This window comes from Rhodopseudomonas sp. BR0C11, from assembly GCF_010820945.1.
Lineage (GTDB): Bacteria > Pseudomonadota > Alphaproteobacteria > Rhizobiales > Xanthobacteraceae > Rhodopseudomonas > Rhodopseudomonas palustris_H.
Map to the genome: position 1 here is coordinate 1 of NZ_QTKI01000051.1, position 18033 is coordinate 18033.

Below are 18033 nucleotides of genomic sequence, written 5' to 3' on the forward strand. Positions count from 1 at the left end.
ATCTTGAGCCGGGTCAGCGACCGCACCCGTGCGATCAGCACGACATCCGACACCGGCTTGGTGAGGAAATCATCGGCGCCTGCCTCGAGGCCACGCACGCGATCGGCCGGGCTGTCGAGCGCCGTCACCATCACCACCGGGATGAAATGCGTCTTCGGATTCGACTTCAGCCGGCGACAGACTTCGAAGCCGTCCATGTCCGGCATCATCACGTCGAGCAGCACGATGTCGCATTCGGCGCGCTGGCAGATCTCCAGCGCCTGAATGCCGTTCGATGCGGTGATTACGTCGAAATACTCGGCCGACAACCGGTCTTCGAGCAGCTTGACGTTCGCCGGGATGTCGTCGACCACCAAGATACGCGCTGACACGATACCACTCCTAGCCGATGAACCGCCGGACCGTCTCGATGAACTTGCCGACCGAGATCGGCTTCGACAAATAGGCTTCGCAACCGCCTTCGCGGATTCGCTCCTCGTCGCCCTTCATCGCGAATGCGGTCACGGCTACCACCGGAATGTGACGGAGTTCGGCATCGTCCTTGATCCAGCGCGTGACTTCGAGCCCGGACACCTGCGGCAGTTGGATGTCCATCAGGATCAGATCGGGGCGCAGCTTGCGAACCAGGTCGAGCGCTTCATAACCGTTGCTCGTTCCCGCCGTCTGGTAGCCATGGGCCTCCAGCAAGTCGCGAAAGAGCTTCATATTGAGCTCGTTGTCTTCGACGATCAGGACGGTTTTCGCCATCCCGCCCCTCCACTACTCGCACTAAAATGCCCGGGCCGGCGGCCCGCGATCGTTCGACAAGCCGCAAGACTCGGGCATGATTGAATAAAATAGAGACGAGAAGTTACGGAAAGGCAAACACAACCGATGCGAAAGCGGCTTCAAGATCCTCGCCAAGCGGCTGAAATCGTGGCGATTCAGGCGCTCTCCTTCATCGCGGGAGAGCCTGAGCGTCTCGGCCTGTTTCTGGCCGAGACCGGGATCGGCCCGGAGACTCTACGCAGTTCCGCCGCCGATCCGCAGTTCCTGATCAGCGTGCTGAACTTCGTGCTGCGCGACGACGCCACCGCCAAAGCCTTCGCCGACTCGGTCCAGCTTCACCCCACCAACGTCGCTGCAGCCCTGCAGGTACTGGAGGACAAGCCATGGGAGCGTGACACGCCGTGAGCGGCGACGACCCAGGCGCACGGACTGCGCCCGGCTTCTGCCGGGATTGTCTCGCCGACCAGCGCGCCGAGGCGCGGCGCTGCACGGCCTGTGGGTCGCCGCGCCTGCTGCGGCACCGGTCGCTGGGAACTCTGTCGCTCGCTCATATCGACTGTGACGCCTTCTACGCGACGGTGGAGAAGCGCGACAATCCGGACCTGGCCGACAAGCCGGTGATCGTCGGCGGCGGCAAGCGCGGCGTGGTCTCGGCGGCCTGCTACATCGCCCGTACCTTCGGGGTGCGCTCGGCGATGCCGATGTTCAAGGCGCTGGCGCTGTGCCCCTCGGCGGCGGTGGTGCGGCCCGACATGGCGAAGTATGTCCGGGTCGGCCGCGAGGTGCGACAGGCGATGCGGGCGCTGACGCCGTTGGTCGAGCCGCTGTCGATCGACGAGGCATTTCTAGATTTGGCCGGCACCGAGCGGCTGCACGGCATGATCCCGGCCAAGGTGCTGGCGAAATTCGCCCGCGAGGTCGAGCGTGACATCGGCGTCACCGTCTCGGTCGGGCTGTCGTGCAACAAGTTCCTCGCCAAGATCGCGTCCGATCTCGACAAGCCGCGAGGCTTCGCGGCGCTCGATCAGGACGAAGCCCGCGAGATGCTGGCGCCGCGGCCGGTCGGCTTCATCTTCGGCGTCGGCCCGGCCACCGCATCGCGGCTGGCGAGCCGCGGTTTCCGCACCATCGCCTATCTGCAGCGCGCCGATGAGATCGAACTGATGCGCCAGTTCGGGGACGAAGGCCGGCGGCTGTGGCGGCTGGCGCGCGGCATCGACGACCGCAAAGTCGTGCCCGATCGCGGCGCCAAATCGATCTCCAACGAGACCACCTTCGAGGACGACATCCGCGACCTCGCGACGCTGGAGAAGATCCTGTGGCGGCTGTCGGAGAAGGTGTCGTCACGGCTGAAGAGCGCCGCCCTCTCCGGCTCGACCATTACTTTGAAACTGAAGACCGCCGACTTCCGCCAGCGCACCCGCGCCCAGACCATCCATGCGCCGACCCAGATGGCCAACCGGATCTTCTCGGTGTCGCGCGAGATGCTGACCAAGGAAGTCGACGGCACCGCGTTCCGGCTGATCGGCACCGGCGTCAGCGCGTTGACAGAACAAACCGGCCCGGCGGAGGACGACATGCTCGACCGCCGCTCCGCCCACGCCGAACGCGCGATCGACGACCTGCGCAAGAAATTCGGCGACGCCGCGGTGATCCGCGGCATCGCGTTCGATCGGGTGCAGAAACCGCAGGGCTGATGGCGATCAGCCCGAAGGCGCGTGATTGCGAGCGCAGCGAAGCCATCCAGGCGCGTTACGCACGCACAGATCGACTACTTCGTCGCGGTGCCCCTCGCGAAGACGGATCGCGAGGGCCTTGTTACTTACACGGCTTGTCGGATTTGACCTCGAGCTTGCCCATCGCGCCGGCGAGGACGAAGTCGTTGTAGTCGAGCACCAGCGAACGCGACACGCCGTTCTCGTAGAGTTCGAACGACATCGCATACACCGGCGTCTGTTCGCCGGTGGCGGACTTGGCGTCGCGATCGTAGTAGCTCACCGTCACCGGCCAGCGCGTCAGCGCCTTCATCGCATCGTCATTGGTGGACGGATCGGGCGACGCCACCGCGCCGCTACCCTTGATCGGCTGCCCGATCACCGTCAGCGTGTTGTAGACCTTCTCGCCGTTGTCCGAGCCATCATACACAGAAAGGTTCAGCAGCGACTTACCGGCGCGCGCGGCTTCGATGATGCGTTCGATCTGCTCGGTCGGGAATACGGTCGAGCCGTCGAGTTCGAACGTCTTCTGCACCGGCTGCTTCAGCTTCACCGTGATATGATCGCCGGTGCGCTCGGCCATGCCGTCGACATCGCTCTCCTTGGAGTCGTCCATCCGGGTGCCGATCTTGAAGCGATAGCTCTTGCCAGCGGCATCCTCCCAGCTCGACGAGCGAAGGTCGCTAAGCGTGTTCTTGCCCTCGCCGCTCTGGATCTCCGAGACCTGACGGAAGTCGGAGGTGTAGCCTTCGCAGGCGTTGCCGGAGAAATTGTACAGGATGCGGCCGCGCACCGTGCTGATCGAGGCGTTGTTGCGGGTCTTCACCAGGCTGAGGTCGTACAGCGCCTGGTGCGGCAGGAAGTTGATCGCGGGGCCGGCGATGGCGGCCGATCCGCTCGACATGGCGAAGGCCGCCACGATTGCCAGCAGTCCCCGGCTCGGTCGCGTCGTCTGTCGTGACACGGGCATGTCGTCTCCCTGATAACGGTCGGATTAAAATAAGCAGCGGCCGGAGTCGCCGCAACGGCCGGGATTCGTGGACCACCGGATTGCGGTGAAATCACGGAGCAATTTGGTTCAAACCCAATTTGATCGGAACCTGCCGGCCGACACGGCTGCACGCGGAGCGGGCTTTGCGAGTTGCAGCGGCTTGCTTGCCACAGCCTGCGCAATCGGCCAAACAAGATCGCCCGGCCGAACGGAGCGCCGGGAGACGCGACGAGCAATGGGGATCGGCATGACCGGGGTGATCGAGCAGAAACTGACCGCGCAGGGCATCGTGTTGCACGAGCCGGCAAGCCCGGTCGCCAACTATGTGGGCTTCGTCCGCACCGGCAATCTGCTGGTGGTATCCGGGCAGGTTTGCTTCGATGGCGAAGGCAAGCTGGTGGCCCAGGGCAAGCTCGGCGCCGACGTCTCGATCGAACAGGGAAACGCCGCAGCGCACGCTTGCGCGATCAACCTGCTGGCGCAGCTCAAGGCGGCGCTGGGCGATCTCGACAAGGTGGTGCGTGTGGTGCGGCTGGGCGGTTTCATCAACTCGACGCCGGACTTCGTCGACGGGCCGAAGGTGATGAACGGCGCTTCCGACCTGATGGTCGCCGTGTTCGGTGACAAGGGCCGCCACGCCCGCACCACTGTCGGCGTCGCCTCGCTGCCGGCCAATGCCGCGGTCGAGGTCGAAGGCCTGTTCGAAGTCGCGTAAACCCGCGGGAGACAGAGCGATGCGCGCGCCCGACTGGCTGACCGCCCGACCGGTCGCGCATCGCGGCCTGCACGACCGCGCCCGCGGCATCGTCGAAAATATGCCCGGCGCGATCAACGCAGCGATCGCCGGCAATTTCAGCATCGAAGTGGACATCCAGCTCACCGCCGACGGCGAGGCGATGGTCCACCATGACGACAATCTCGGCCGGCTGACCGACGGTGACGGGTCCCTGCTCGGCATGACGGCCGCACAGCTCCGCCAGGTGCCGTTCAAGGAGACGTCCGAGCGGATGATGTCGGTCGGCGAGCTGTGCGACCTCGTCGCCGGCCGCGCGGCGCTGGTGATCGAATTGAAAAGCCATTTCGACGGCGACCGCAAGCTCGCGCGCCGGCTGCTCCAGGTGCTGGACAGCTACAAGGGCCCGGTCGCGGCAATGTCGTTCGATCCCGACCAGGTACTGGCGCTGCGCCAGCTCGCGCCGAAGCTGCCGCGTGGCATCACCGCAGAGCGCAGCTATGACGACGCCTATTGGGCCAAGCTCAACGAGGCGCAACGCGACCCGATGGTGGCGCTGAAGCACGGCCTCAGAACCCAGCCGCATTTCGTCGCCTACCGGGTCGACGACCTCCCTGCCCCGGCGCCGTGGATCGCGCGCAATTTGTTCGGCTGCGCACTGCTGAGCTGGACGGTGCGTACCCCCGAACAGCGCGCGCGCGCCGCCCGCTATGCCGACCAGATGATCTTCGAGGGCTTTGTTCCGTAATCGTGACCGCAACCGGTCTTGAACGAAGCGCGGCAAATGCCCAATCTCTGCGGAATGACAGTCAGCAGCGCTCTTTCCACCGGTTCGGCGGTTTGACGACAACATCCGACATCACGCTGGAAGCGGTGTCATCGGTGGATGCGATCTCCGCCGCCGATTGGGATGCCTGCGCGCGGTCCGGGACGATCGTCCCTCATCCGGATGGGGCCGGCAGCGCCTGCACCGCCGCGACAGCCGCCTACAATCCGTTTCTCAGCCACGCGTTCTTCGCCGCGCTCGAACAGTCGCGGTCGGCAAGTGCCCGCACCGGTTGGGGGCCGCGGCACCTGATCGCCCGCGAGGACGGCCGCATCGTCGGGCTCGTGCCGTGCTACCTGAAATCGCATTCGCAGGGTGAATACGTGTTCGACCGCGGCTGGGCCGACGCCTATGAGCGCGCCGGCGGTAGCTACTATCCCAAGCTTCAAGTCTCGGTGCCGTTTACCCCTGCAACCGGGCCGCGCCTGCTGATCCGCGATGGCGTCGATCCGGCGCGTGTCGGCGGCGCGCTGGTGAACGGTCTGATGGCGCTGTGCGATCTCACCAAGGCCTCGTCGGTGCACGTCACCTTCGCGCGAGAGAGCGAGTGGCGCTTCCTCGCTGAGCGCGGTTTCCTGCAACGCACCGACCAGCAGTTTCACTGGCACAATGCCGGCTACGCCAGCTTCGACGATTTCCTCGCGACGCTGAACTCGCGCCATCGCAAGGGCATCAAGCGTGAGCGGCGCGACGCGGTGGCGAACGGCATCACCATCCATCACCTCACCGGCGCGGATATCACTGAGGACGCGTGGGACGCGTTCTTCGAGTTCTACATCGAGACCGGCTCGCGCAAATGGGGACGGCCCTATTTGAACAGGGAATTCTATTCCCTGATCGGCCAGAGCATGAGCGAGGACGTGCTGCTGGTGATGGCGAAGCGTAACGGCCGCTGGATCGCCGGCGCGATCAACTTCATCGGCGGCGACACGCTGTTCGGCCGACATTGGGGCGCGATCGAGCATCATCCATTTCTGCATTTCGAGGTGTGCTACTATCAGGCGATCGACTTTGCGATCACGCGCGGCCTCAAGGTGGTCGAAGCCGGCGCACAGGGCGAGCACAAGATCGCACGTGGCTATCTGCCGCAGACCACCTACTCGGCGCACTTCATCGCAGACCCGGCGCTGCGCCGCGCGATCGCCGATTATCTCAAGCGCGAACGAATGTATGTTGACGAGATGGGCCGCGAGCTGACTGAAGCCGGTCCTTTTAAAAAAGGTAACATCGCCGATCCGGCTTGACCCGCCTATGCACGGTGACGACAATCGCGCCGCCAAGCCCGGAGCAACCATGACCGCTTACGATCCCGAGAACATTTTCGCCAAGATCCTGCGCGGCGAAATCCCGTGTCACAAAATCTATGAAGACGATCACGTCTTCGCCTTCCTCGACATCATGCCGCGTTCGACCGGCCACACGCTGGTGATCCCGAAAGCACCGGCGCGCAACATCCTCGACATCACGCCCGAGGATTTCGCCCATGTGGCGCGCGGCGCGCATAAGATCGCACACGCGGCGATGAAGGCGTTCAAAGCCGACGGCATCGTGGTGCAGCAGTTCAGCGAACCGGCCGCCGGCCAGGTGGTCTATCATCTGCACATGCACGTGATGCCGCGCCACGAAGGCGTGCCGCTGTTGCCGCCGGCCTCGCGCAAGGAAGAGCCCACGGTGCTCGAACAACACGCCGCACAACTGAAGGCGGCGCTGTCACAGAGCTGAGACGGCTACTTCACCATCGAGTGCACGCAGCGATCCGGCTTCAAGTCGATCAGCGGCGTGCCGTCGAGGCAATCGAGGCCGCGCACCAACACGGTCGCGCCCTCGATCCCGACCACCGCCACCGACGAAATCCCGATCGGGTTCGGTCGCAGCGGCGAGCGCAGAGCGAAGGTGCCGCGCGGTCCGTCGATACCGTGGCCACGCTGGATCACCAGATCGCGCCGCGACAGATGCAGCCAGTACACCACCTGGGCATGGGCGAACTTGTCGAGTCCTTGGAGCGCCGGAATCCACGGCTCGAAGATCTCGAGCCGGCACACCGGCCCGTCGTGACTGCCCTGCCGCGGCGTCTCGCCACGCGACGTCCAGGGCGTGTGAATGCGGCCGATGAACACCAGACCGGCATCGGTCGGCGGCGGCGCCTCGACCACGACCTCGCCTTCGCGGATCTCACCTCTGTCCATCATCATGCGCCTTCTCACTGACAGCCCGGTGTAGCGCGAAACCGCACAGGTTTCACCGCCACCAAAGTTGGCCGATCAGCAGCACCGCCTCGCCCGCCACCACGCCGGCGAAGATCGAGCGGCGCGCAGCCAGAAACACCGCAAGGCCCGCCGCCACCGCACCATAGCGCAGCATCGGCGACACGCTCGCCAATGCGCCCGGCGGCAGGAACAGGATCTGAGCAATCACGCCCGCCAGGATCGCGGTGGCGACCGCGCGCACCCAGATCAAAAGCTCCGAGCCTTCGTCGATGCCACCGCCGAGCCACAGCCCGAGCATCCGCCAGGCTTCGTTCGGCAGCACGCCGGCGAGCACCAGCACCATCAGCGCCTGCCAATTGCCGATGAAGTCGCTCACGCCCGCCTCCGTCGCCGCATCCAGTGCACGCCGTAGGCAATCGTCCCGGCCGAGACGCCGCTGATCAGCACGTCGACGCCGGTATGAAGCAGCGCGACCAGCGGAAACAGCGCCAGCCCGAGCAGCAGCGCGACGACGTCGGCGAGTTCGCGGCAGTTGCGCGCGGTCGATAGCAGAAACGCCAGCGGCGTCAGCAGCAGGATCGCAGCACCGAACGACTGCGGCAGGTTCGCCGCGAGCAGAAAGCCGATCACATTGGCAACGAGACACACCGAGACCAGGCCGGTGCCGAGACCATTGGCGAAGGCAACGCGCCGCTCGCGCGGCACCTGCGGCAGCAGACGGAAGCACTCCACCCACATCGTCACCGCGACGAAGTGCGCCGGCAGCACGAGATGCCGCAGCTTGGTGGTCGGCGTTCTCAGCATCGGCAGCACCGACACCACCATGGGAAACAGCCGGATCGCCGACACGGTGACGGCGATCGCCGCCTGCACCGGCGTCGCACCGGAGCCGAGCGACGAGATAAGGATGATCTGTGCCGGGCCGGCCCACACCAGCACCGTGCTCAGCAGCACCCAGCCGAGGCTGAAATGGCTGTCATGGGCGAGCGCACCGATGCCGATGAAGGTCGCGAACAGCACCAGCGTCAGCACACTGCCGCTAGCGGCAATCAGGCCGCGGAGAAAGGCACGGCCGGGGCTGTGCCAGTGCGGCGAAGTCGAGGAGGAAACGGGCATGCGGTCTCTGCGAGTTACGCCCCATACGCGCTGCCCAGGGCGCTGCGGTCAAGGCGCTGCGTTTACCTTAACCGTTGGTTTCTCTTCAGTCGAACTCCGGAAACGCCACCACCTGTGATAGCAAAACACAACCATCGCGACAGGAGACGGGGATGTTCGATCGACGGTGCACAGCTCGCCAGCGCGTTTACTATGGCGGCCGCCTGGTGTTTCAGGCGCGCGCATCCACGTTCGATTGCATCGTCCGCAACTTCTCGGGGAACGGCGCGCAGGTCGAGGTCGACAATCCTGCGGCCGTGCCGGACACCGTCGAGTTGATGATCCCCCGTCAGGGCATCTCCTATTTCGGCCGGATCGTCTGGCGCCTCGAGAACATGGCCGGCCTCGTCCTGGAGACGCCGCGGCGCCACGTGGATTCGCTGCCACTCGACATCGCGCTCCGGCTGCGGGCGACCGAGCGCGTCAATCAGCAGCTCCGCACGCAGCTCAGCGACCTGCGCTCCCAATTCTGATCCGCCTCGGGCCATCAGCCTCGATTGCGCAGCACCAGGCACGCCTGCCCGGCCCGGCGGATCTGCTTGCAGAGATCGTCCGCTTCGCCGCGCGTGTCGGCGCCAATCCGCACCTGATAGAACGGCCGGGTGCCGCGGCTGCGGAACAGGCCGCTCAGCAATGTCGGATCGCGCTCGCCGATCACGCCGCTCAGCCGCGACATTGCTCGCGCGTAGCTCGCCAGCGCGCGGTTGCGATTGAACCCGGCGGCGAGCTGCACACCCCACGGCCGATCGGCGCCGAGCTTCACACGTTGTTCGAGTTCGGCGACGAACGGATTCGGCGCCCGCTTCAACAGCGCCATCAGCGTGCGGCAATCGGTGTCTGCCTTGGTCTCCGGCAGCTTTGCGGCACGTCCCGCCTTCGCCCAGTCGTCGACCGAACTGCCGGTGATCGCGAACACGTAGTCCCGCGTCTGCAGCGGCATACCGCCAGTCCCGGCGAGCCATTCCTGCACCCGGCGCGGCCCGGCGTTATAGGCAGCCGCTGCAAGCCCGAGATTACCGAACTGATCGCGCAGCTCCTTGAGGAATTCGGCCGACTTCGGCAGCGCCTGCACTGGATCGAACGGATCGAGCAGCCGGCGCCCGCTGGCCGTACCGGGCATGAACTGGGCGATGCCTTGCGCGCGCTTACCACTGCGTGTCACCGGGCCCACGGCATCCGGCTGAAACCGACTCTCCTGCCAGATCACGCGGGCGAAAAACTCCAGCGGCAAATCGTGCGCCTTGGCGGCGGATTCGATCATCAGGCAGATCGACTCCCGCGTACCCGCATCACCGCCCTTGTCGGTGGCATCGGCCGGCTTGTCGCCGGGTGTGGCTTGATTGGGCTCTGCAGCAGGCTTGGATTGGTCCGCGGCAGATGCGGGCTTGCTCGGTTCGGCCGCAGTCGGCGCCGCGGCGGCGTCCGTGTTTGGTTGTGGCGTATCCTCGGCATGCACGGTCGCGCAGGCGAGCAACGTCAGCGCGGCCGCAACGGGCGCAAGCCAAGGAGGCCGGATCATGCGCGGTTTCCCTTCAACGGCCGCATTCCTTGACTCACCCAGGCAACGGACTAGCAATTCAACGACGCAGTTTCGGGAACGCATGATGGCCGAAACTGATCCGAATGCCAGCGCTGCGGCCGATGCCAAAAGCTGTGCGAGAGTCTGGGTCGAAACGGCGCAGCGATACCGCAAGCCTCGTTGTCGCCTCGTCTTTCCGGCAATTGCCTGGTCGACCCGTTGGACTAAAACGTCGATTCGAAACGCCACGCGCGAACCGCGGCATCGATACCGCAGGTTCGGACTCGCCAGGGGACGACGACCATCAAGCGCAAACAACCAAAACAGCGCCGGCCGAAGAAGAAGCATCACGGCAGTCAGCCGCGACCGGCCGCCGCTGCACGAGCGTTGCCGCCGGACGATGAGGCCGCTGTCGCATCGAGCGCCGACGCGGCTCAGGCCTCCGCCGCACCTACGGCCGCCAAGCCGGCACCGGCCACCGCCGAGCCCCGGTCTGCGCCGCCACCGATCAAACCACAAACCGCGCCGAAGCCGCTTCCTGGTCCGAAGCCGAAGCAACCGCAGACCAAGCAGGCCAGGCCGGCACGTGGGACCGGCCAGACTGCACCGGCGCCGGCCGCGGCTCCTGCGGCAGCGGCGCGTCCCGCCGCTGCGCGCGCCAGCTTCCTGCCGCTGACGCTGCTGCTCGGCGCCTGCGACAGTCTTTTCGACATGCTGCGCAATCGTCCGCAGCGGCTGCTGCTATGGGTGCTCGGCCTGTACGGCACGCTGTGGTTCATTAGCGCCATCAGCTTCCCCGGACTGCCCGCCGTGGGCTACGAAATGGCGCTGTTCGGCAGCGAGCTGCAGGGCGGCTACTGGAAGTATCCGCCGCTGGCGCCGTGGCTGACCGAACTCGCTTCGCTCGCCACTGGACGATGGAACGGCGCACAGCTTCTGCTCGCGCTGGGCTCCGCGCTGATGACGCTGGCGCTGCTGTGGCGCCTCGGCGCCTCGATCTTCGGGGCCAGCGGTGCGACGCTCGCTGTGGCGCTCACCATCCTGATCGGCTGCTTCGGCCCGCAGGTCACCGCCTACGATCCGGCGATCGCCAGCCTACCCTTTACCGTTGCGTTGGTGCTGCTGTATCGCCGCGCCGTGCTCGGCGGCGCGCGGTCGAGCTGGATCGGGCTCGGCATTGCCGCTGCGTTGCTGATCTCGACCAACCACGCCGGTGCTGCACTCGTCCTGGTGCTGATCGGACATCTGGTGCTGACCGCAGATGGTCGCCGCCGGCTGGCGACCAGTGGCGTGGCGATCGCCGCGGGCGCCTGTTTCGTGGTGCTGCTGCCGCACCTGATGTGGCTGGCGCAGGCCCACGTCGCCTCGCCTGTCGCGGACGACGGAGCGACAGGGTTGTGGCCGCGGATCAGTGCGGCGTTCGCTTTCGTGTTCGGCCAGGTCGGGCTCAACCTCGGACTGATCGTGATCGCCGGCCTCGCTTTCATCCCGCGGCTGCCGCTGCAGGGCGAGCCGGCGGACCTCGAACTCACTGCTCCGAGCGCGTTCGATCGCTCGCTGCTGGTCGCAGCGGCAGTGCTGCCGTCGATGCTGGTCGGGCTCGGCAGCGTGTTCGGCTGGTTCACGATCGGCGCCTACACCGGCAGCGCCCTGGTGGCGTTCTCCGGTCTGGCTCTGGTGGCGTTGCTGCCGGCCCGGCTGACGATCCGCGCGCCGCGCCTCGCGATCGCCGCCTGGATGCTGGTGCTGTTCGGCGTTCCGATAGGCTACGCGACCTCGACCTACTCGCGCGCCTACGGCAGCGGGCCGGTGCCGACCGAGCTGTATCCGGCCAAGGCGCTGTCTAAAGCGATGCAGTCGGTTTGGAAGAGCCGGACCACCCACCCACTCGATATCGTCACCGGCAGCACACGCGAGGCCGGCTTCGTCGCCGCATACGCTTCGCCGCGTCCGTCCGTGTTCATCGACGCCGATTTTGCCAAGAGCCCCTGGATCACGGCCGACCGGCTGAAGCGCTCCGGCACCCTGGTGGTGTGGAGCACGGACGAGTTCAAACGCACCGACGAGCTGCCGGCGCCGTATCGGACGGCACTCGGCAATGCGCCCCCGGTATTCGGCACCATGGTGCTGCCGCTCGGCGGCGGCAAGCTGAAGGCCTACGGTTGGGCCATGGTCCCGCCGGACGGCGTGGTGCTGCCGCCTCCGGCCTCAGCGGCGCCGCCGGCGCCCAGCGTGGCACCAGCGCCGACACCGCCCTCGCCTGCTCCAGCGCCAGCCCCAGCTAGCCCACCTGCTGCAACTCCAGAGGCACCTCAGCCCGCTCCGCCCGAGGCCGCCGAGCCAGCAGCACCGACCGCAACGGCACCTGCGCAGCCATCTGCTCCGCCTCCTGTGGCCGAACCGGAAAAGCCGGAAGCGCCTGCCGCGGCGCCGACGGACGAGCAGCCGTCGCCGGCCGGACCGTCACCGACACGGCCACCGGAATAGCGCTTGTTAGCTCTACAAACGACGAGGCCGGCGATCGCTCGCCGGCCTCGCTGATTGAGATCGTTGGTTTCAGATCAGGCCTTCTCGACCTGATCCTTCACCTTGGCCTTGCGGGCCGAGCCGCCACGCTTCTTGCCGGGCAGATTTTCCGGCTTCGGCGTCACGGGGCCGTCGAGGAATTCGAAGCCAATCTTCTCCAGCTCGACGCCTGCGACGGCATCGTCCTTGACCAGCACGACCTTGACGTGGCCGCCACCCTTCAGCCGGCCGAATAGCACTTCGTCGGCCAGCGGCTTCTTAATGTGCTCCTGGATCACCCGAGCCATCGGCCGGGCACCCATCTGCTCGTCGTAGCCGTGCTGCACCAGCCAGGCCTTGGCGGGCTCGGACAGCTCGATGGTGACGTCGCGGTCCGCGAGCTGAGCTTCGAGCTGCAGCACGAACTTCTCCACCACCATGCCGATGACGTCGGCATTGAGATGCGCGAACGACACGATCGCATCGAGACGGTTGCGGAATTCCGGCGCGAACTGCCGGTTGATCGCCTCGTGGTCGTCGCCTTCCCGCTTGTTGCGCGTGAAGCCGAACGCCTGCCGAGCCAAATCCGCCGCACCCGCGTTCGTGGTCATGATTAGGATCACGTTGCGGAAGTTGACCTGCTTGCCGTTGTGGTCGGTGAGACGGCCGTGATCCATGATCTGCAGCAGCACGTTATACAGATCCGGATGTGCCTTCTCGATTTCGTCGAGCAGCACCACGCAGTGCGGATGCTGATCGACGCCGTCGGTCAGCAGGCCGCCCTGGTCGAAGCCGACATAGCCGGGAGGCGCGCCGATCAGACGCGACACGGTGTGACGCTCCATGTACTCCGACATGTCGAAGCGCAGCAGTTCAACGCCGAGCGTCGACGCGAGCTGCTTGGCGACTTCGGTCTTGCCGACGCCGGTCGGGCCCGAGAACAGGTAGCAGCCGATCGGCTTCTCCGGTTCACGCAGGCCGGCACGCGCCAGCTTGATCGACGCCGACAGCGCCTCGATCGCCTTGTCCTGACCGAACACCACGCGCTTCAGGGTCTGCTCGAGATGCTTGAGCACCTCGGCGTCGTCCTTCGACACGCTCTTCGGCGGGATCCGCGCCATGGTCGCGACGGTGGCTTCGATTTCCTTGATGCCGATCGTCTTCTTGCGCTTGTTCTCGGACAGCAGCATCTGCGCCGCGCCCGACTCGTCGATGACGTCGATCGCCTTGTCCGGCAGCTTCCGGTCATGGATGTAGCGCGACGACAGCTGCACCGCGGATTCGATCGCCTCGTTGGTGTACTTCAGCTTGTGATAATCCTCGAAGTAAGGTTTCAGCCCCTTCAGGATCGCGATCGCATCTTCGACCGTCGGCTCGTTGACGTCGATCTTCTGGAAGCGCCGCACCAGCGCGCGGTCCTTCTCGAAGTGCTGACGGTATTCCTTATAGGTGGTCGAGCCCATGCACCGAATGGTGCCCGAAGCCAAGGCAGGCTTGAGCAAATTCGAGGCATCCATCGCGCCGCCTGAAGTGGCACCCGCACCGATCACGGTGTGGATCTCGTCGATGAACAGGATCGCGTTCGGATGCGCTTCGAGCTCCTTCAAGACCTGCTTGAGGCGTTCCTCGAAGTCACCGCGATAGCGCGTACCTGCCAGCAACGTGCCCATGTCCAGCGAGAACACGGTCGCGGCAGACAGCACCTCCGGCACCTCGCCGTCGACGATGCGCTTGGCGAGACCTTCAGCAATGGCCGTCTTGCCGACGCCGGCTTCGCCGACGAACAGCGGGTTGTTCTTCTGCCGGCGGCACAGCACCTGGATCGCGCGGCTGATCTCGGCATTGCGCCCGATCACCGGATCGATCTTACCGTCGCGGGCCTTCTTGTTGAGGTTGACGCAATAGGTCTCGAGCGCGTCGCCCTTCTTCTTGGAGTCGTCGCCGCCCTTGGTCTCGGTCTCTTCGTCGACACCGCGCACCGGGCGAGCTTCGGACACGCCGGGACGCTTGGCGATGCCGTGGCTGATGTAGTTGACCGCGTCGTAGCGCGTCATGTCCTGCTCCTGCAGGAAGTACGCGGCATGGCTTTCACGCTCGGCGAAGATCGCGACGAGCACGTTGGCGCCGGTCACCTCCTCACGACCCGAGGACTGCACATGGATCACAGCGCGCTGAATCACGCGCTGGAAGCCGGCGGTCGGCTTGGCGTCCTCAGATCCGTCGGTCACCAAATTCTCGAACTCGGTTTCGAGATAGTTGACCAGACTGGTGCGCAGCTTGTCGAGATCGACGCTGCAGGCGCGCATGACTGCGGCCGCGTCGGAATCGTCGACCAGAGACAACAGCAGATGTTCGAGGGTTGCGTACTGGTGGTGACGCTCGTTGGCGATGGCGAGCGCACGATGGAGGGATTGCTCAAGGCTTTGGGAAAATGTCGGCATCTCGTCCTCTGTGTCCCCCGCTGATCATGATCGCCGCTGCACCGTGACGCAACAACAACCTTTCCAGATATAGTGTCCAAACCTGATCGCGAAAGACTGGTTCCGTATCAGTCCGTCCACCCAGCAAGTCCGGGAAAACCCGCCAGCTTGGACCAATGCAAAACCTGTTCCGAGTTTGGCGACACGCCCGCTACTATTTTTTCTCCATGACGCACTGAAGAGGATGTTGATGCTTGCGGGCGAAATCCATCACCTGCGTCACCTTGGTCTCGGCGATCTCGTAGGTGAAAACGCCGCACTCCCCGATGCCGTGATGATGGACGTGCAGCATCACCTTGGTGGCGGCCTCGACGTCCATCTGGAAGAACTTCTCCAGCACGTGAACCACGAACTCCATCGGCGTGTAGTCGTCGTTCAGGATCAGCACACGATAGAGATTGGGGCGCTTGGTGCGCGGCTTGGTCTTGGTGATGACCGAGGTCGACGGCGTGCTCGGGCCGGAACGGCCTCCGTCGCCTGCCATCGCGCGCGGCCGGCTCATTCGGTCGCCGGCAGGGCCGGCAGCGGGGTGGCTTAGAGAAGGTTGCAGCATGGCTTTCGGTATTTAAATCCCCAGGGAACCCAACGCCGGAACCGCGACCTGCGGTCAGCGCGCAAATGCCGACCACGCCCACAGCGCAGCGGCTCCCGGCACGACGCCGCGGCGGAATACGGTAAATATGGGTCGAGTGCGGTTTTGCTGCAAGCGCGGAAATCCCGGAGGCACACCCTAGCCTGGCGGCCGGCTGAGCACCGTCCGCTGGAGGCAGCAGGGTTAATCCCGCGTTAGAAGAAACCCGCAAATCCGGCCAATCCTGGTGACGGACCAGCAAGCAAACGCCGGGCTTCGCGGCATTTATGGCGCAGTTTAGCGAGTTTCTGAGACTCATTTTACGCGGCGTTTATCCATACCGCCCGATCTTGCCCAGCGAAGAGCCAGGATCGGTACCGTTATGTCCATTATTTCCCTTGCCGCCCAACTGACGCACGCGGCGCGCCGCTTCCCGCAGGCGACCGGGGGCAACATCGCTGTGATCTTCGCCCTGGCGCTGGTGCCGCTGCTCGGCTTCATCGGCATGGCTGTGGACTATTCGCGCGCCAACAACGCCCGCACCTCGCTGCAAAACGCGCTCGATTCGGCCGCCCTGATGCTGTCGCGCGATCTCGGCGTCGGCGCCATCACCCCCGACCAGGTGTCGAGCAAGGCGCAGACTTACTTCAACAGCCTCTACACCAACAAAGAGTCCGGCGCCGTGACCGTGACCGCGACCTATACGGCGAAGGACAGCTCCGGCTCCTCCACCATTGCGATGAGCGGCCAGGGCGCGGTCCCAACTCAGTTCATGAAGATCCTCGGCTTCAAAACGATGGCGATCGGATCGTCGACCACGACGACCTGGGGCGGGACCCGCCTCCGCGTCGCGATGGCGCTCGACGTCACCGGATCGATGGCCGATGACGGCAAACTCGACGCCATGAAGACGGCCGCGAAGAGTCTCATTGATACGCTCCGCGCCAGCGCTCAGTCGGCGGACGACGTCTACGTCTCGATCGTGCCGTTCGCGCACATGGTCAACGTCGGCCTCAGCAACAAGAACGCGACCTGGCTGAAATGGGACGACTGGCCGGAATATGAAGGCAGCTGCAGCACAGTCTGGTGGTCGAACATCACGTACTACAGCAAAACGGATTGCCGGAATAACGGCCGGACATGGACACCCTATAACAGCACCAACATCTGGAAGGGGTGCGTGGCCGACCGCGATCAACCCGCAGACACCACCAAGGACGCACCGACAAGCGATGCGACGCGCTTTCCGGCTCGATACCAGTTGCTCAATTCATCGGTTTGCCCTCCCGAGATCACGCCGATGACGTCGGTCTACTCATCGGGGAATGCGACGACGCTGAAGAACAAGATCGATGCGTTCACTGCAGGCGGCGGCACCAATCAGCCGATCGGCATGCACTGGGCTTGGCTCTCGCTGCAGTCGGGAGTTCCGCTGAACACCCCGGCGAAGGACGCCAACTATAAGTACACCGATGCGATCATTCTGCTGTCGGATGGCCTGAACACGATGGACCGCTGGCCCAGCTACGGGAACGGGCAAGTGCAATACTACGGCCAGATCGACGCACGTCAGCGGATTCTGTGCGACAACATTCGGGCGTCGGCCACCAACACCAACCCGGTGCTGATCTACACCATCCAGGTGAACACCGATGGCGACCCGGAGTCAGCGGTATTGAAATACTGCGCCGACAGTGGGAGCTTCTTTTCGACCACGACGTCCAGCGGCATCGGGACCGCTTTCGCCCAGATCGGCTCCTCGCTCTCCAAGCTCCGCGTCGCCAAGTAAGCCGCGGCCGATCCGGCCCGCCCGCTCATCCAGAGTCCGGCATCATCCAGCCACCAGCCCGAGCCGAGCCCGGGGTGGCGGAATATGCTGCACTGCGATACCAATCCGGCGAATCCTCGGCATCAACGCAACAGATGCTTAACCTTTTCGAAACCGCCCGCTCCTAACCTGAATCCCTAAACATTTGCGCTCACCACGAAAAGCCGCGTCAATTCAGCCGCTTACCCGATCGATCGGGAGCTGCCGCTGGTGCCGGGCAAGCGAGTGATTCCAACGCTGGATTCCAACGTCACCGGACCGCACGGGCTTAATTTTGCCTCACGGCCCGGTGAATGATGAAAGATCGGACGGGGACGTTCATGCACCGCAATATTTCCTTCAGCTCGCGCGCGCTGCGAGTTTGCGTGCTCGGCTTGGCGACGATCTCAGCCGCGGTGATCTTTACAACCGACACAGCCGACGCCCGGAAGCGGCATCGTCATCATCACGCCCGCCATCACGTCGAGCGCAACAGCTACAACCCCGCCTTCGCCTCGATCATCGTCGACGGCAACACCGGTGCGGTTCTCACCGCCACCAACCCCGACAGCCTGCGTCATCCGGCGTCGCTGACCAAGATCATGACGCTGTATCTGCTGTTCGAGAAGCTCGAACAGGGCAAGCTCAGCCTCGACAGCGAGATGGAAGTTTCCGAGCACGCCTCCGAGCAGGCACCGACCAAGCTCGGCTTGCGCCCCGGCTCGACGCTGCGGGTCGAGGACGCCATCAAGGGCC

General features: G+C 65.0%; 19 protein-coding genes. 10 read left to right on the top strand and 9 right to left on the bottom strand.

The features are described 5' to 3' along the window. Both DYI24_RS06660 and DYI24_RS06665 read right to left on the bottom strand, forming a co-directional pair. On the bottom strand, window positions 1–371 hold a 371-nt coding region (locus tag DYI24_RS06660; RefSeq protein ID WP_164571722.1), incomplete at its 3' end, for a response regulator. 10 nt (window positions 372–381) lie between these two features. Next, window positions 382–747: a response regulator gene (locus DYI24_RS06665; protein WP_011158678.1), complete on the bottom strand. Its 366-nt coding sequence runs from the start codon at window positions 745–747 to the stop codon at window positions 382–384. Window positions 748–873: 126 nt separating this feature from the next. Here DYI24_RS06665 and DYI24_RS06670 point away from each other — a divergent pair, with 126 nt between their 5' ends. Both DYI24_RS06670 and DYI24_RS06675 read left to right on the top strand, forming a co-directional pair. Beyond that, the gene (locus DYI24_RS06670) at window positions 874–1173 is read left to right on the top strand and encodes a DUF3572 domain-containing protein (RefSeq protein WP_107344989.1); all 300 of its coding nucleotides are present in this window, start codon (window positions 874–876) and stop codon (window positions 1171–1173) included. Next, a complete protein-coding gene (locus DYI24_RS06675; RefSeq protein WP_164571723.1) occupies window positions 1170–2465 on the top strand; it encodes a DNA polymerase IV in 1296 nt (431 codons plus the stop codon). Before DYI24_RS06670 ends, DYI24_RS06675 begins: the two co-directional genes overlap by 4 nt. 121 nt (window positions 2466–2586) lie before the next feature. Here the strand turns inward: DYI24_RS06675 and DYI24_RS06680 are convergent, their stop codons facing one another. Then, window positions 2587–3453, bottom strand: coding sequence for a cell envelope integrity EipB family protein (locus tag DYI24_RS06680; protein ID WP_107344991.1), 867 nt, complete (start codon window positions 3451–3453; stop codon window positions 2587–2589). A gap of 268 nt (window positions 3454–3721) precedes the next feature. On the opposite strand from DYI24_RS06680, the gene DYI24_RS06685 reads away from it, so the two are divergent. The 4 genes from DYI24_RS06685 (at window position 3722) to DYI24_RS06700 (ending at window position 6755) form a co-directional block, all read left to right on the top strand. Next, a complete protein-coding gene (locus DYI24_RS06685) occupies window positions 3722–4189 on the top strand; it encodes a RidA family protein (protein WP_164571724.1) in 468 nt (155 codons plus the stop codon). A 19-nt stretch (window positions 4190–4208) separates the two neighbouring features. Next, window positions 4209–4955, top strand: coding sequence for a glycerophosphodiester phosphodiesterase (locus tag DYI24_RS06690; RefSeq protein WP_164571725.1), 747 nt, complete (start codon window positions 4209–4211; stop codon window positions 4953–4955). A 92-nt stretch (window positions 4956–5047) separates the two neighbouring features. Next, the gene (locus DYI24_RS06695) at window positions 5048–6277 is read left to right on the top strand and encodes a GNAT family N-acetyltransferase (RefSeq protein WP_164571726.1); all 1230 of its coding nucleotides are present in this window, start codon (window positions 5048–5050) and stop codon (window positions 6275–6277) included. A 49-nt stretch (window positions 6278–6326) separates the two neighbouring features. Continuing rightward, window positions 6327–6755 carry an HIT family protein gene (locus DYI24_RS06700; protein WP_164571727.1) on the top strand — a complete coding sequence of 143 codons (429 nt, stop codon included), beginning with the start codon at window positions 6327–6329 and terminating at the stop codon, window positions 6753–6755. Window positions 6756–6760: 5 nt separating this feature from the next. On the opposite strand, the gene tsaA is transcribed toward DYI24_RS06700, so the two are convergent. The 3 genes from tsaA to DYI24_RS06715 are packed head-to-tail and all read right to left on the bottom strand — an operon-like array spanning window position 6761 to window position 8356. Further along, window positions 6761–7222 carry a tRNA (N6-threonylcarbamoyladenosine(37)-N6)-methyltransferase TrmO gene (tsaA, locus tag DYI24_RS06705; protein WP_164571730.1) on the bottom strand — a complete coding sequence of 154 codons (462 nt, stop codon included), beginning with the start codon at window positions 7220–7222 and terminating at the stop codon, window positions 6761–6763. A gap of 49 nt (window positions 7223–7271) precedes the next feature. Continuing rightward, window positions 7272–7616 (bottom strand): AzlD domain-containing protein, encoded by a 345-nt coding sequence (locus DYI24_RS06710; protein ID WP_107344995.1) that lies wholly within the window; start codon window positions 7614–7616, stop codon window positions 7272–7274. Then, window positions 7613–8356 (bottom strand): AzlC family ABC transporter permease, encoded by a 744-nt coding sequence (locus DYI24_RS06715; protein ID WP_107344996.1) that lies wholly within the window; start codon window positions 8354–8356, stop codon window positions 7613–7615. Before DYI24_RS06715 ends, DYI24_RS06710 begins: the two co-directional genes overlap by 4 nt. 152 nt (window positions 8357–8508) lie before the next feature. On the opposite strand from DYI24_RS06715, the gene DYI24_RS06720 reads away from it, so the two are divergent. Further along, window positions 8509–8868 carry a PilZ domain-containing protein gene (locus tag DYI24_RS06720; protein ID WP_107344997.1) on the top strand — a complete coding sequence of 120 codons (360 nt, stop codon included), beginning with the start codon at window positions 8509–8511 and terminating at the stop codon, window positions 8866–8868. A 14-nt stretch (window positions 8869–8882) separates the two neighbouring features. Here DYI24_RS06720 and DYI24_RS06725 read toward each other — a convergent pair whose 3' ends face one another. Beyond that, window positions 8883–9914: a lytic transglycosylase domain-containing protein gene (locus DYI24_RS06725; protein ID WP_164571728.1), complete on the bottom strand. Its 1032-nt coding sequence runs from the start codon at window positions 9912–9914 to the stop codon at window positions 8883–8885. Window positions 9915–10625: 711 nt separating this feature from the next. Between DYI24_RS06725 and DYI24_RS06730 the strand changes: the two genes are divergently transcribed. Then, window positions 10626–12401, top strand: coding sequence for a glycosyltransferase family 39 protein (locus DYI24_RS06730; protein WP_164571731.1), 1776 nt, complete (start codon window positions 10626–10628; stop codon window positions 12399–12401). 74 nt (window positions 12402–12475) lie between these two features. On the opposite strand, the gene clpA is transcribed toward DYI24_RS06730, so the two are convergent. Together clpA and clpS are read right to left on the bottom strand one after the other, a co-directional pair. Further along, window positions 12476–14860 (bottom strand): ATP-dependent Clp protease ATP-binding subunit ClpA, encoded by a 2385-nt coding sequence (gene clpA, locus DYI24_RS06735; RefSeq protein ID WP_107344999.1) that lies wholly within the window; start codon window positions 14858–14860, stop codon window positions 12476–12478. Window positions 14861–15053: 193 nt separating this feature from the next. Next, window positions 15054–15383 carry an ATP-dependent Clp protease adapter ClpS gene (gene clpS, locus DYI24_RS06740; RefSeq protein ID WP_041810535.1) on the bottom strand — a complete coding sequence of 110 codons (330 nt, stop codon included), beginning with the start codon at window positions 15381–15383 and terminating at the stop codon, window positions 15054–15056. A gap of 469 nt (window positions 15384–15852) precedes the next feature. Here clpS and DYI24_RS06745 point away from each other — a divergent pair, with 469 nt between their 5' ends. Together DYI24_RS06745 and DYI24_RS06750 are read left to right on the top strand one after the other, a co-directional pair. Then, window positions 15853–17259: a pilus assembly protein gene (locus DYI24_RS06745; protein ID WP_164571729.1), complete on the top strand. Its 1407-nt coding sequence runs from the start codon at window positions 15853–15855 to the stop codon at window positions 17257–17259. Between the two features lie 359 nt (window positions 17260–17618). After that, window positions 17619–18033, top strand: a 415-nt coding sequence (locus DYI24_RS06750) for a serine hydrolase (RefSeq protein ID WP_205523400.1), incomplete at its 3' end; no start/stop codon positions are given.

Bases quoted from the DNA above. Each gene is read 5' to 3' on its own strand.
- DYI24_RS06715 (WP_107344996.1), bottom strand. From the start codon at position 8,356: ATGCCCGTTTCCTCCTCGACTTCGCCGCACTGGCACAGCCCCGGCCGT.
- DYI24_RS06700 (WP_164571727.1), top strand. From the start codon at position 6,327: ATGACCGCTTACGATCCCGAGAACATTTTCGCCAAGATCCTGCGCGGC.
- DYI24_RS06690 (WP_164571725.1), top strand. From the start codon at position 4,209: ATGCGCGCGCCCGACTGGCTGACCGCCCGACCGGTCGCGCATCGCGGC.
- DYI24_RS06665 (WP_011158678.1), bottom strand. From the start codon at position 747: ATGGCGAAAACCGTCCTGATCGTCGAAGACAACGAGCTCAATATGAAG.
- DYI24_RS06685 (WP_164571724.1), top strand. From the start codon at position 3,722: ATGACCGGGGTGATCGAGCAGAAACTGACCGCGCAGGGCATCGTGTTG.
- DYI24_RS06745 (WP_164571729.1), top strand. From the start codon at position 15,853: ATGTCCATTATTTCCCTTGCCGCCCAACTGACGCACGCGGCGCGCCGC.
- clpA (WP_107344999.1), bottom strand. From the start codon at position 14,860: ATGCCGACATTTTCCCAAAGCCTTGAGCAATCCCTCCATCGTGCGCTC.
- DYI24_RS06680 (WP_107344991.1), bottom strand. From the start codon at position 3,453: ATGCCCGTGTCACGACAGACGACGCGACCGAGCCGGGGACTGCTGGCA.
- DYI24_RS06720 (WP_107344997.1), top strand. From the start codon at position 8,509: ATGTTCGATCGACGGTGCACAGCTCGCCAGCGCGTTTACTATGGCGGC.
- DYI24_RS06670 (WP_107344989.1), top strand. From the start codon at position 874: ATGCGAAAGCGGCTTCAAGATCCTCGCCAAGCGGCTGAAATCGTGGCG.
- DYI24_RS06725 (WP_164571728.1), bottom strand. From the start codon at position 9,914: ATGATCCGGCCTCCTTGGCTTGCGCCCGTTGCGGCCGCGCTGACGTTG.
- DYI24_RS06730 (WP_164571731.1), top strand. From the start codon at position 10,626: ATGCTGCGCAATCGTCCGCAGCGGCTGCTGCTATGGGTGCTCGGCCTG.
- tsaA (WP_164571730.1), bottom strand. From the start codon at position 7,222: ATGATGGACAGAGGTGAGATCCGCGAAGGCGAGGTCGTGGTCGAGGCG.
- clpS (WP_041810535.1), bottom strand. From the start codon at position 15,383: ATGGCAGGCGACGGAGGCCGTTCCGGCCCGAGCACGCCGTCGACCTCG.